The sequence below is a fragment of the Qipengyuania aquimaris genome (genome assembly GCF_009827445.1).
Lineage (GTDB): Bacteria > Pseudomonadota > Alphaproteobacteria > Sphingomonadales > Sphingomonadaceae > Qipengyuania > Qipengyuania aquimaris.
Window position 1 is genome coordinate 1,362,276 of sequence record NZ_WTYI01000001.1, and the last position, 12,980, is coordinate 1,375,255.

Sequence of the window (12,980 nt, forward strand, 5' to 3'; positions counted from 1 at the left end):
CAGGCGCGGCAAGCTAGCTGGTCGACATCTCGTCCCAGAAGTCGAGGGCGTTGCTGGCGCCGTCGCTGTCGGGATCGAACAGCGCTTCCACGGCATCTGCAAAGCGTTCCACATCGCCCATGTGCGCCCGGGCCGCAGTCGCGTCGGAATAGCGCTGCCACGCTTGTTCGCTCTGCGACAGGGCAAGCATGGCGCGGGCGATCCCTTCGATCGATTGCGGCTCGACAACGTAACCGGTGACGCCGTTGCGGACCAGGGCGTCGCGCGCGCCGACAGGCGTCGACACGATGGCCGGAACGCCGAATGCCGCCGCTTCATTGACCACCAGGCCCCACTGTTCCTCGGTACTGACAAGGCATAGCGCCAGCGCGCCAGCCATCTGGCGAGAGACTTCCTCGGCGCGTAAAAAACCGGTGAACTCGACCCCTTCTCCCGCCTGTTCGCGCAAAACACTGCTCAGCTCTCCGTCTCCAGCCAGCACCAGATTGCGCGCGGCTGGCCCTGCCAGTTCGCGATAGCGCGCGTAGCCTGCGAACAGCTTGGGCAGGTTCTTCTTCTTCACGAAGCGACCGACATAAAGGAAATCGCGATCCGCCCACTTCGCATCGGCGCCGGCGCCTTGAGCGCGGATCCGGTCGATGCCCACGCTATCGTATCCGGGAAGGATCGGCTTGTCGCCAAAGCCGAGGAAGCGCAGGTATTCGCGCTGGCGCAGCCCGCCGACGATGGCGGCGCGATAACAGGACAGCAGCCTTGCCTTGGCCTGTTCACGCGGCAAGCTGCGTGGAAAATCGTCGAACTTGCTTTCGGTCATCATCACGCAGCGCGTGCCGGCGGCTTTCAGGCGCCAGGACAGGGCGATGATGTCGCGCTCCGAATAAGGTACGCCGATGCACACCATATCCGCTTCGCCGACGAGCTTCATGGCGGCCCGGTAGCGGGCGAGATGGCCGACGTCGTCATAGGACCTGCCGGGAAAAAGCGTGACATGCCGCGCGTGCTCGAACCCCGTTGCAGGCTCCCACGCGTAAGTTCGGCTGGTGGTCGCGTATTCGACCGCGATAACTTCCGCCCGCCCGGCCAGCCTGCGGGCAGCGGCTTCGACCCGGTCGACATGGAACGCGCCATATTGAGCGAAGAGGATCGCCACTTGCGGCAAGGCCGGACTGTCTGCGCGCGCGTCGGTCATCACGGCTCTTTCGCTATGCCAGGCGCGGGACGATTGCCAGACCCGGCTTGCCCCCGGCCACAGCTATGACTATCTGGCGCACAACTTCCCGTTCCGAACAGATCAGACCCAAGGATTCGCCCGATGGCCGCGCAGTACGCCTTCGTAATGAAGGACATGACCAAGACTTTCCCCGGTGCCAACAAGCCGGTGCTCAGCAATATCAACCTGCAGTTCTACCAGGGTGCCAAGATCGGCATCGTGGGTCCGAACGGCGCGGGCAAGTCGACGCTGATCAAGATCATGGCCGGCATCGACACCGATTTCACCGGCGAGGCATGGCCGGGCGAGAACATCACTGTCGGCTATCTGGAGCAGGAACCGGAGCTCGACGAGACCAAGACCGTCCTCGAAAACGTCAAGGATGGCGCGCGCGAGACTGCGGACATGGTCGAACGCTTCAATGCGATTGGCATGGAAATGGCGGAAGAAGACGCCGATTTCGATGCGCTCAGCACCGAGATGGCCGAATTGCAGGACAAGATCGACGCAGTCGACGGCTGGACGCTGGACAACCAGCTCGAAGTCGCAATGGAAGCGCTGCGCTGCCCGCCGGGCGACTGGCCCGTCACCGATCTTTCAGGTGGCGAAAAGCGCCGCGTGGCCCTCACCCGCTTGCTGATCCAGAAGCCTTCGATCCTGCTGCTGGACGAACCGACCAACCACCTCGACGCGGAAAGCGTCCAGTGGCTGGAAAACCACCTGAAGGAGTATGCGGGTGCGGTGCTGATGATCACCCACGATCGCTACTTCCTCGACAATGTGGTTGAATGGATCCTCGAGCTCGATCGGGGTTCCTACTATCCGTACGAAGGCAACTACTCGACCTATCTCGAGAAGAAGGCCAAGCGCCTCGAGCAGGAAAGCCGCGAGGAAAGCGGGCGCCAGAAGGCGCTGTCACGCGAGCTTGAATGGATCCGGCAGACGCCGGCCGCGCGCCAGACCAAGTCAAAGGCCCGTGTGCGTAAGTTCGAACAGCTCCAGGAAGAGCAGCAGAACCGCAAGCCGGGCAAGGCGCAGATCGTGATCCAGGTGCCGGAGCGTCTCGGCGGCAAGGTCATCGAGGCCAAGAACATCTCCAAGGCATACGGCGACAAGCTGCTCTTCGAAAACCTCTCCTTCATGCTGCCCCCGGGCGGCATCGTCGGCGTGATCGGTCCGAACGGCGCCGGTAAATCAACGCTGTTCAAGATCCTGACCGGCAAGGAAGAGCCCGATAGCGGCACGGTAGAAATCGGTTCGACCGTCCACCTCGGCTATGTCGACCAGAGCCGCGATCACCTGGACCCGAAGAACAACGTCTGGGAAGAGATTTCGGATGGCCTCGACTATATGAAGGTCAACGGTCACGACACATCGACCCGGGCCTATGTCGGCGCGTTCAACTTCAAGGGCGCGGACCAGCAGAAGAACGTCGGCAAGCTGTCGGGCGGCGAACGCAACCGCGTGCACATGGCCAAGATGCTGAAGGAGGGCGGTAACGTCCTGCTGCTGGACGAACCCACCAACGACCTCGACGTGGAAACGCTGGGTGCATTGGAAGAGGCGATCGAAAACTTCGCCGGTTGCGCCGTAGTCATCTCGCACGACCGTTTCTTCCTCGACCGTCTGGCCACCCACATTTTGGCGTTCGAAGGCAACAGCCACGTCGAGTGGTTTGAAGGCAACTTCGAAGCTTACGAAGAAGACAAGCGCCGCCGCCTCGGCGACGCGGCGGACCGTCCAAGCCGGGTGAGCTACAAGAAGCTGACACGTTAATCTTGGCGAAACAGTCGATCGGCCAGATGGCCTTCCAGGGGGAAATCTTGAACCGATCGAATGCAAACCGGAGCGAGACTTTTGTTTGGCCGCTGGCCTACAGCCTGGCCTGGCTGGTTTGCGCCTACATTGCGCTCGAACTGACGCAGGGCGAGGACGGCATAGCGGCCGTTTGGCCATCGAGCGGTATTTTCGTGGCATCGCTGCTGCACCTGCGTGGCCAGGGCCGCGTGGCGGTTACGATCGGCGTCGGCATCGCCAGCCTGGTTGCGAACTACATAACAGGCGTGTCTTTGCTCGCGTGCTTCAGCTATACGGTGGCGAACCTGGCGGAAGGCTGGCTAGTCTTTTACCTGATGGGAGGAGAGAGCAGTCGGGGCAAGCTGCTTGCGCGCCCACTCAATCTTCTACGCTTCGCCGCATCGGCGATTGTCGTGAGCATTCTGAGCGCCGGCGTTGCGGGCATCCTCAGCGCCAATTTCGCATTCGAGTTCCTGGTGTCTTGGGCGACAACGGTGGGCCTCGGCATGCTGATTGTTACTCCATTCATCCTGTTCCTTGTGCAGAGCGACGAGGGGCGTAAACGCCTCGCCAGCGTACGCACTGTCTGGGCCCTGATGCTCGTCGCTGTGGCATCGCTCGTTGCCTTCGGGCAGTCCGAAGTGCCGCTGCTGTTCCTGCCTGTACTCGCCATTTCGATCGCTACCGCAGCTCTTGGCCTTAGCGGTGCTGCACTTTCCCTGCTTGTAGTCGCGGTTATCGGGTCGATCCTGACGGTTTACGACCTTGGTCCGGTCAGCGGCTATTTCGAATTGCAGAGCCAGAAGGTGCTCTTCCTGCAGGTCTATTTCCTCGGCCTTTTGGTATCGGCGCTACCGGTCGCACTCATGCTTACCCAGCGACAGAACGACCTCGTCAATCTTTCGAGAAGCAATCGCTTCCTGACCGCCGCAGAAAAAGCCGCCAAGGTTGGACATTGGCGGTACGCGCCAACCGAGGGGCCGGTCTACCTCTCCCCCGAAGCGCGCAGGATGGTCGGAGCCGGTGCGCAGCCCCATACCGTCGCCGATATTGCCGAGCTATTCCAGGACAGCGATCGCAAACGCGTTTCACACATCTTGGTCCAGGCTCTCTCAACTGGCGTGCCCTTCGCATTCGAAGCACGCATTGCCGGCCCCTACGGCGAGGTTTTCGACACCGAATGCCGCGGCGAGGTCGAATGGTCGGATAACCCCGAGAAAATCTCGATATTCGGCACCATGATGGACATCACGGAGCGCGCAAACACGATGCGTGCGCTTGCCGATGCCCGTGCCCATGCCGAACGCAAGGCAGAAGAGCACCAGGCCCTTGCGGAGACCGACCATCTCACCGGAATCGCGAACCGGCGCAAAATTTTGGCGGTGCTGGAGAAGACGGTCCTCGACGCCCGCGGCACCGGGGACAAGGTCGCCCTTGCAATCGTCGATGTCGACCATTTCAAATCGGTCAACGATCGCTTCGGACACGAAGCAGGCGACAGGACGCTGCAAGTGATTGCGAGGATTCTGTCCGAACGCTTCGACGATGTCGGCATCGTAGGGCGTTTGGGCGGCGAGGAGTTCCTTGTCGTCGCCCGCGGAGCGAGCGCAGGCGAACTGGACCAGCGCTGCACCGCTTTGCGCGATTTTCTTTGTGCCTATGCATGGCCGGTCAAGGACCTGAAGGACGTGACGCTCAGCATTGGCATTGCCGAACTGGCCGACGGCTCGAGCGAAACCGATATCCTCAATGCCGCGGACAAGGCGCTCTATTTCGCGAAGCGCGGAGGCCGCAATCGCTCGGTCGTCTTCGAGGGAAATCTGGTCAGGGTCTGACCCGGCACATCTTGTCGCTTATCATCCGGGCAGGATTTGACTCTCCCCCTTCCGATTTGACAAAAGCCCCCGCGAGGCGCTCGACACGCGGGTGCCGTTCCCGACGGCGCACTTCATGCGCCGCGAACACGAATTTCAAGGATATCCATGACTACTCCCAGCAACGGCGACACCGTGACCATCGATTACGTCCTCAAGCGGGGTGACGGACAGGAAGTCGGCAATACAGCCCAGGTCGGCCCTCAGCAGGTCCAGATCGGCAGCGGTCAGATCTTCCCGCAGATCGAAGAAGCGCTGACCGGCATGGAGGTTGGCGACGAAAAATCGGTCGACATCCCGTGCGACAAGGCATTCGGTCCGCGCCGCGATGAACTGGTGATCGACATTCCTCGCGCCAACCTGCCGCCCGAACCGGCCCCGCAGCCCGGAATGCAGCTCAATGCCCAGTCTCCCGACGGACAGCCAATGACCCTCTTCATCGTCGAAGTTGGCGACGAGAGCGTGAAAGCGGACGGCAATCACCCGCTGGCAGGCGAAGACATCACTTTCGACCTCACCCTGCGCGAAATTCAGCAGGCAGCCTGACGCGCTGATCTAATCGGGGGCGGCCGGTCGCTGCGCACGAGGTATGACCGGCCGCCACCTCTTTGAAAAATTCAGGAGCATTGCGGGACCAATGCCAAAGCGATGCGTGGTCCCTGATAGATTGCCGTTGCTACGGCGTGATCCAGGACGCTGTGTCGCGCCCGATCAGAGCCCGGCGGTGGCCCTCATTGGAAAGCCAGTACCAGTCGACTTCCTCTACCTTGACCAACAGGACAGCGAAGTGCTCACGCGCCGGGACGAGTTGTTCGTCCGTCGGCTGGATACCTTCGGCCCAATCTGGGAGACCGCTTGAAGGCTCGGCGCGCATTTCGCCGGGAGGTGCACCAAGATAACATCGCCTCGCAAAATTGCTGCTTTCGCTCCATGCTTCCTCGGCGAGACCGGTTTGCGTCTCGATCCGGCCCGTACCGCGCACCCTTATCTGCACCTTCTCTTCGGGATCGTAGAATAAGGCCGCCATCGGAGAGCCATCGCCGATGACCGCCGCCTTGGGTGACCGCGCGTCCGTATGAAAGCGCAGTGTCCAGTCGTCGCAGTCGAACTCCCTCAGGATCATGATTCGTGCATCGGCATCGTGCGTAACCACGACCGGAGAATGCATCGGAGATTTGCGGCTGGAAGCAGCAATGCAGAAACGGTCTGCAATATCGGCGCGAACCTTGTCGAGGTCATCGTACATGATGCTCCCAACGCACGTATCGGCGTTTTGTGTCAAATGCCGTCGTTCAGATTCTGCACCCCCAACATTAACGCAAACATGACAGGCCGGTTCAGTTTCGCGTCAGGCCGTTCTGATACAAAGCGGTACATCGACATTGGAGCCGCGGGTGGTGGAGCGGCTTTTGAGCAAGAAGGAACGCTCCATGACTTTTACGAAGCTGATGAAAGGCAGCGCGCTTGGTGCCCTCGCAATCGCGATGGCAACCGCGGTGGCTCCGGCCCAGGCCGAAGCCGCAACCGCAGCCGACCAACAACGCGCTGAGCGCGATCGGGGCGACCGACAGGAACGCCGCAGCGAGCGTCGCCAGGAAAGGCGTAGCGAAAGGCGTGAAGCACGCAACGACCCGCGCAGCGAACGCCGCGAGGCGCGTGCGCAGGTCCGCCGTGAAGCGCCGCGCCGCCAGGCACGCCCGCAGCAACGCGCAGAACGTCCGCAACCGGTTGCTCGCGACCAGGAGCGCCGTGGCCGCGAATGGAATCGCTCGGACCGCCGCTCGGACACCGCGCAAGTGCGCTCGGGCCGCGACTGGAACCGCAGCGAACGCCGCGACGCCAACCGCGCTATCCGCCGCGAGGACGTGCGTGAGGCGAGCAGGACGGATCGCCGTGCAGATCGCCGCGAAGAGCGGCGCGCGGACCGCAGAGCCGATCGCCGCGAAGACCGTCGCATCGACCGTCGTCAGGACCGCAGGGCCGATCGTCGCGAAGATCGTCGCATCGACCGTCGTCAGGACCGCCGTGCCGATCGCCGCGCGGACCGCCGGGCAGACTATCGTGACGCCTATCGTGAAGGACGCCGGGACGAACGCCGCCGGGACAATCGCGAAGATCGCCGCATTCGCCGCGACGGCTACCGCGATGGCTATCGGGACGCTCGCCGCGGTGATCGCCATGAACGCCGCAAGCGTCACTGGGACGGGCGCCGCTGGCATCACTACAACACGTGGAACCGCTACGACTGGCGGGACAACCACCGCTACAACTGGCACGACTACCGTAAGCGGTATCGCAGCATCTATCGCCTTGGCCGCTACTATGCGCCCTATCGCGACTACCGCTATCGCCGCCTGAGCATCGGTTTCTACATCGGAGACCTGTTCTTCGGCAGCCGTTACTGGATCAACGATCCCTGGCGCTATCGCCTGCCGGAAGTCTACGGCCCCTATCGCTGGGTTCGGTATTACGACGACGTGCTGCTGGTCGACACCTACAGCGGCGAAGTGGTCGACGTGATTTACGACTTCTTCTGGTAAGCCTTCAGGCTCCTGCCCGAAGGGATGAGAGTGGCCTTTCGGGCAAGATACCCCCGCCGAGCGATCGGCGGGGGTTTTTCGTTTCAGCCGGGTACCTTACCGAAGGGCAGCATTCTAAAGATGCCACCGTTCTTGTCGAAGAAGGTGTGCTTCAGCCCGCCAAGAATGTGCAGGCCGATCAGGTAGATCATCACCGATCCACCCGTCGCGTGGAGGTTGAAGATCGCCTTGCCTGCTTCCGGATTTTCTCCCACCGGCAGCGCGGGAAGCGTAAATATCCCGAACACGTCGACGCCGCTCCCGAAATATGAGCTTCCCAGCCAGCCGCCGATCGGCAGTCCGATCAGCATGACGTAGAAAATGACATGCGTGGTGCGAGCAAGAATACGCTCCCAGGTCGCAACGCCGTCGAGGGCCGGAACCGGATGCGTGAATCGCCAGGCAAGCCTTGCGAGGCTCAGGATCAGGATCACGATGCCCAAGGCCTTGTGATTGGCGAAGATCGCGGCTCTTTCTGCATCGCCCGCATGCTCGGCCGCTTCCGCCAGCCTCCAGTTCACGATGACCGCTATTGCGATGACCCAGTGAAAGAGCATTGCGACCAGTGAGTAACGCTGGGCATTATTGGTGGCCATTTCCATCAGGCTTCTCCCCTCAATCGGTGCGCGAAACTATAGGTTTCGCATTGAAGCACAAGATGCCATCTTGCGAGCCGCGCGGCGATTGCTAACAATCGCAGCGATGACAAAGACAGCGACAATTCCCGATCAGGATGCCCTCAAGCGTATAGGTGCGAAGGTGCGCCAGCGCCTCGAGGCGGATCCGGAAATCTACAAGGTTCCCACGGACAAGGCAGAGATCTTCGCCGTGCCGAACTTCCTCTCACCCGAGGAATGTCGCCGCTTCATCACCATGATCGACGTGGTCGCAAGGCCGAGCGAACTTCACGAGACCGCCTATATCGAGAAGTTCCGCACGTCCTATTCGGGCAATTTCGACCCGCGCGATCCCTTCGTCAAAGGCATCTCGCGCCGCATCGACGACCTTCTCGGCATGAATTCCGCGACCGGCGAGGCGATCCAGGGCCAGCGTTACCTGCCGGGCCAGGAGTTCAAGCCGCACAACGACTGGTTCTACACCGACCAGGAATACTGGAAGCTGGAACGCAAGCGCGGCGGCCAGAGGTGCTGGACCGCCATGGCCTTCCTCAACAAGGTGGAGGAAGGCGGGCATACCCACTTCACCGAAGTCGGTGCATCGATCGAGCCCAAGCCCGGCGTCCTCCTGGTGTGGAACAACGCCACGCCCGAAGGCGCGCCCAACGAGGGCACGATGCATGCCGGAACGCCGGTCATCAAGGGTGCCAAATACGTGCTGACCAAATGGTACCGCACGCGCAAGCACACCTGAGGCGTCAGCTGCGAGCGAGCGCCTCGGCGATCAGCTTGCGGCTGTTCTCGATCCCGTAAAGCGCGATGAAGCTGCCCATACGCGGGCCTTGGTCGCTGCCGAGCAGTGTCTGGTACAGCGCCTTGAACCAGTCACGCAGGTTCTCGAAACCGTATTCCTCGCGCTTGCCGATTTCGTAGACCTGGGTCTGCAACTCCTCTGCGCTGGCATCGGCCGGCGCTTCGGCAAGGTATGCATCGAGTGCGCGCAACGCCTCGGCCTCGTTTGTTGCGGGCGCACGCTTCGACAGGGTCGGCACGATGTAATCGCGTGTATAGGCGACCGCAGTCCCGATCAGCACGTCGAGCTCCGGCGTTATCCGCTCGGCCCCGATATAGCTGGCGAGATAGTCACGCAGCGACTCCTCGCTCGCCTCCGCCCCGAGTACGCTGGAGAGGTTGAGAAGCAGGCCATACGTCACCGGCAGGCTGTCGCCCGCACCGGGTGCCTCGCTGCCCTCGAACCCGCCATTGGCGCGCGCAAGGTGCCAAACCGGATTGCCGAGCTGCTTGTCGAGCTCCTGCTCGGCCAACCGCTCGCGGAACTGCCAGTAATCGTCCACCGCGCGCGGGATTACGCCGACGTGCAGCTGCTTGGCGCTCTTGGGATTGGGGAAGATGTAGAAGCCGAGGCTTTCCTCGCTGCCGTATTGCAGCCATTCCTCGATCGACAGGCCGTTGCCCTTGGACTTGGAGATCTTCTCGCCGTTCTGGTCGAGGAACATCTCGTAGATGAGGCCCTCCGGCTTGCGCCCGCCGAGAACCTGTACGATCTTGCCCGACTGCACGCCGCTGTCGGTCAGGTCCTTGCCATACATCTCGTAATCGACGCCGAGCGCATACCAGCGCATCGCCCAGTCGACCTTCCACTGCAGCTTGGACATGCCGCCGAGCGCGGATTGCTCGACCACGGTGCCGTCCTCATCGCTGAAGCGGATCGTTCCTGCCTCGGCATCGACCACCTCGACCGGGACCTGCAACACGCGGCCCGTGCCGGGCGAGATGGGCAGGATCGGGGAATAGGTCTTGCGCCGCTCTTCGCGCAGCGTTGGCAGCATGATGTCGAGGATGTCCTGGTTCTTGCGCAGGACCTGCCGCAGCGCATCGTCGAAGCGGCCGGAGTTGTACATGTCGTTCGCCGCGATGAACTCGTACTGGAAGCCGAAGCGGTCCAGGAATTCGCGAAGCTTGGCGTTGTTGTGCGCGGCAAAGCTCTCGTGGCCCTTTTCGAACGGGTCGGGCACGCGGCTGAGCGGTAGGTGCAGGTTCGCTTCGAGCAGCGCCTGGTTGGGCACATTGTCGGGCACCTTGCGCAGGCCGTCCATGTCATCGCTGAATGCGACCAGACGCGTCTTGCCGTCTTCGGGCTTCGCACCGATCATCGCCTCATAGGCGCGGCGCACCAGCGTGGTGCGCAGTACTTCCTGGAAAGTGCCGATATGCGGCAGGCCGCTGGGACCATAGCCGGTTTCGAACAGCACGGGGCTGCCGTCCGGCTTCACACCATCGGGATAGCGTTTGAGCAGACGCTGCGCCTCCTGGAACGGCCAGGCCTTGGACACACGTGCGGCGTTGATTAGATCGGTCATGCTCATGCCAATCCCTCTTGCCGCTCGCCGTTCCTGTTGCAAGTGCGAAGTGTAGGAAAGCGCGCCGCCAGGTCCGACAGAGTGGAACACATGGAACACGGTCCTGGGAAAGAAAACGCCTTATGCAGCTCATGGCCGGTCGCGATGCTGAATTCGGTCAGTGAAGGGGCTTGCTCCATGAGGCGGACGATAGGTCGACGCTTCGATGTAGGACAGCGACTGCTATCGGACTCGATCAGCGCAAAGCGGACTTTCCGCCAACGACCCGATTGCTGCCATTCACTCGACGGGTGATGGCCAGCATTCGAAACGCGCATTGTCGGTCGAGTTCATTCCCCGTGTTGCGAAGCCGGGTAATTGTTGCAGTCGAGCGAGTGCCTCCGTTTCGCCGGTCGCCAACTGAGGAAAGGCGACCTTCGTTTGGCCGGTGCTGTCGTTTAGAAGCCACCAAACGTCTGCTCCCCAAGGGGCATCGCCGTTTGTCTCGACATAAACCGCAGCAAGGTCCGTCATCTTGATGCGCTGCTCAGCCTGCTTGGGCGCTCGACAAACAATCTCATCGTCAACTGTTACTTCGACCACGTATTGCGCTTCAGGATGCTTCATGCGGAGCAGGATGCCTTCGAGAACGCTCTGGCGCAATGTCCGCTAACCACCCAAACAAAGACCTCACGATCAATCGGCCTCAAGCCCGGAAGCCGCCATTCCTGCCCGCTAAGGCAACTCTACCGTATCTTTCACCGTACCGTAAACGAAGCTGGTGTTGATCGTCGCGATGCCGGGGGTCGTGTGGAGCGTTTCGCGCATGAAGTCTTCATAGGCGTCGAGGCCGGCAACCACGATCTGGAGCAGGTAATCGGAGCTTCCCGTCATCAGGTGGCAGGTGAGGATTTGCGGCGTTTCGCGCACGCGCTTCTCGAAGCCATCCACCACCTCGCGGTCGTGGCGGGCCAGTGTGACCTGCACGAAGGCGGTGACCGGGTAGCCCGCAGCCTCGCGGTCCACGATGGCGACGTAGCGGTCAATTACTCCCGCCTTTTCCAGATTGCGTACACGGCGCAGGCAGGGACTGGGCGACAGGTTCACGCGTTCGGCAAGCTCGGCATTCGTCAGGCGACCGTCGCGCTGCAACTCGCGTAAAATAAGGCGATCTTTCGCGTCCATAACACTCCCATTATTGGCATGATATGCTATTCTTTGCTCACTTATTAGTATATTTCGCAGGGAAATGCCATTCGATAGGCGCTATACACCTCTCAACTTAATTCCAGAGAGGCTCGCATGTCCCGCACCACGCTTTCCGGTTTTTCCAGCCGCGCCATCCATCACGGGTACGACCCCGCGGAAAACCAGGGTGCGCTGACGCCGCCGATGCATCTCGCATCGACCTTCGCGTTCGAGAGCGCGGAACAGGGCGGCGCGATCTTCGCCGGTGAAGAGCAGGGTTATTTCTATTCGCGCATCGGCAATCCGACGGTGGACCTGCTGGAACAGCGCCTCGCCGTCCTCGAAGGCGCGGAAGCCGGTGTCGCGGCTGCGTCGGGGATGGGCGCAATCACCGCCGTCATGTGGAGCCTGCTGGAAGCGGGCGACGAGATCGTCACCGACAAGACGCTCTACGGTTGCACCTTCGCCTTCTTCCGCCACGGCCTTGCCAAGTTCGGCGTGAAAGTGACCCATGTCGATCTCACCGATCCGAGCGCGCTTGAGGCGGCGATGCATCAGGGCGTGAAGGTCGTCTATTTCGAAACTCCGGCCAACCCGAACATGCGGCTGGTCGATATTGCCGCGATCAGCGAAGTGGCGCACCGCTACGATGCGCAAGTCGTGGTCGACAACACCTATGCCACCCCTGCCCTCACCCGCCCGATCGAACTGGGTGCGGACATCGTCGTCCATTCCGCGACCAAGTATCTCGGCGGGCACGGCGACCTTGTCGGCGGGCTGGTCGCAGGCTCTGCCGAAACCATGCAGAAGGTGCGCCTCGAAGGGCTGAAGGACATGACCGGCGCTGTGATGAGCCCGTTTACCGCCACGCTGATCATGCGCGGCTTAAAGACGCTGGCCTTGCGGATGGAACGCCACAGCAAGACTGCCATGGAAGTAGCACTCTGGCTGGAAGCGCAGTCGCAAGTGGCAGCCGTCCATTATCCCGGCCTCGAAAGCTTTGGCCAGCATGCGCTCGCCAATCGCCAGATGGCACTGCCGGGCGGCATGATCGCTTTCGATCTTGCCGGTGGGTACGACCAGGGCATCCGGTTCATGAACCGGCTGGAGATGATCATCCGCGCCGTGTCGCTGGGCGATGCAGAAACGCTGATCCAGCACCCCGCGTCGATGACCCATTCGACATATACGCCCGAAGAACGCGCCGAACACGGCATTGGCGAAGGCCTACTGCGCCTGTCCGTCGGTTTGGAAGAAGCCGAGGACATCTTCGCCGACCTCGAACAGGCGCTCGTCGCATCGGAGCTGTCGATAGCCGCGTAAGAGCGCGCAAAAGGGCTGCAGAGCGCTTGCCC

12 protein-coding genes are annotated in these 12,980 nt (G+C 61.7%); 6 read left to right on the forward strand and 6 right to left on the reverse strand.

The window, feature by feature from the left end; all coding sequences use genetic code 11:
* Nucleotides 1-13 precede the first annotated feature (13 nt).
* Nucleotides 14-1,189, reverse strand: a complete 1,176-nt coding sequence (locus GRI34_RS06715) for a glycosyltransferase (protein WP_160595266.1) — start codon at nucleotides 1,187-1,189, stop codon at nucleotides 14-16.
* A 123-nt stretch (nucleotides 1,190-1,312) separates the two neighbouring features.
* Between GRI34_RS06715 and ettA the strand changes: the two genes are divergently transcribed.
* From ettA to GRI34_RS06730, 3 genes are all read left to right on the forward strand, one after another.
* Nucleotides 1,313-2,986, forward strand: a complete 1,674-nt coding sequence (gene ettA, locus GRI34_RS06720) for an energy-dependent translational throttle protein EttA (protein WP_160595267.1) — start codon at nucleotides 1,313-1,315, stop codon at nucleotides 2,984-2,986.
* Nucleotides 2,987-3,033: 47 nt separating this feature from the next.
* Nucleotides 3,034-4,842, forward strand: coding sequence for a sensor domain-containing diguanylate cyclase (locus GRI34_RS06725; RefSeq protein ID WP_160595268.1), 1,809 nt, complete (start codon nucleotides 3,034-3,036; stop codon nucleotides 4,840-4,842).
* A 147-nt stretch (nucleotides 4,843-4,989) separates the two neighbouring features.
* Complete coding sequence (locus tag GRI34_RS06730; protein WP_160595269.1) at nucleotides 4,990-5,427, forward strand: FKBP-type peptidyl-prolyl cis-trans isomerase; 438 nt, start codon at nucleotides 4,990-4,992, stop codon at nucleotides 5,425-5,427.
* Nucleotides 5,428-5,557: 130 nt separating this feature from the next.
* On the opposite strand, the gene GRI34_RS06735 is transcribed toward GRI34_RS06730, so the two are convergent.
* Nucleotides 5,558-6,127, reverse strand: coding sequence for a flavin-binding protein (locus tag GRI34_RS06735; RefSeq protein ID WP_234028165.1), 570 nt, complete (start codon nucleotides 6,125-6,127; stop codon nucleotides 5,558-5,560).
* Between the two features lie 184 nt (nucleotides 6,128-6,311).
* Here GRI34_RS06735 and GRI34_RS06740 point away from each other — a divergent pair, with 184 nt between their 5' ends.
* The gene (locus GRI34_RS06740) at nucleotides 6,312-7,421 is read left to right on the forward strand and encodes an RcnB family protein (RefSeq protein ID WP_234028166.1); all 1,110 of its coding nucleotides are present in this window, start codon (nucleotides 6,312-6,314) and stop codon (nucleotides 7,419-7,421) included.
* An 83-nt stretch (nucleotides 7,422-7,504) separates the two neighbouring features.
* Here the strand turns inward: GRI34_RS06740 and GRI34_RS06745 are convergent, their stop codons facing one another.
* Complete coding sequence (locus GRI34_RS06745; RefSeq protein WP_160596425.1) at nucleotides 7,505-8,056, reverse strand: cytochrome b; 552 nt, start codon at nucleotides 8,054-8,056, stop codon at nucleotides 7,505-7,507.
* Between the two features lie 106 nt (nucleotides 8,057-8,162).
* On the opposite strand from GRI34_RS06745, the gene GRI34_RS06750 reads away from it, so the two are divergent.
* Nucleotides 8,163-8,831, forward strand: a complete 669-nt coding sequence (locus GRI34_RS06750; protein ID WP_160595270.1) for a prolyl hydroxylase family protein — start codon at nucleotides 8,163-8,165, stop codon at nucleotides 8,829-8,831.
* A 4-nt stretch (nucleotides 8,832-8,835) separates the two neighbouring features.
* Here the strand turns inward: GRI34_RS06750 and GRI34_RS06755 are convergent, their stop codons facing one another.
* From GRI34_RS06755 to GRI34_RS06765, 3 genes are all read right to left on the reverse strand, one after another.
* Nucleotides 8,836-10,464 (reverse strand): lysine--tRNA ligase, encoded by a 1,629-nt coding sequence (locus tag GRI34_RS06755; RefSeq protein WP_160595271.1) that lies wholly within the window; start codon nucleotides 10,462-10,464, stop codon nucleotides 8,836-8,838.
* Between the two features lie 273 nt (nucleotides 10,465-10,737).
* Nucleotides 10,738-11,064, reverse strand: a complete 327-nt coding sequence (locus GRI34_RS06760; protein WP_160595272.1) for a hypothetical protein — start codon at nucleotides 11,062-11,064, stop codon at nucleotides 10,738-10,740.
* Nucleotides 11,065-11,172: 108 nt separating this feature from the next.
* Nucleotides 11,173-11,622 carry an Lrp/AsnC family transcriptional regulator gene (locus tag GRI34_RS06765; RefSeq protein WP_160595273.1) on the reverse strand — a complete coding sequence of 150 codons (450 nt, stop codon included), beginning with the start codon at nucleotides 11,620-11,622 and terminating at the stop codon, nucleotides 11,173-11,175.
* Nucleotides 11,623-11,739: 117 nt separating this feature from the next.
* Between GRI34_RS06765 and GRI34_RS06770 the strand changes: the two genes are divergently transcribed.
* Nucleotides 11,740-12,948 (forward strand): methionine gamma-lyase, encoded by a 1,209-nt coding sequence (locus GRI34_RS06770; RefSeq protein ID WP_160595274.1) that lies wholly within the window; start codon nucleotides 11,740-11,742, stop codon nucleotides 12,946-12,948.
* Nucleotides 12,949-12,980: the final 32 nt, after the last annotated feature.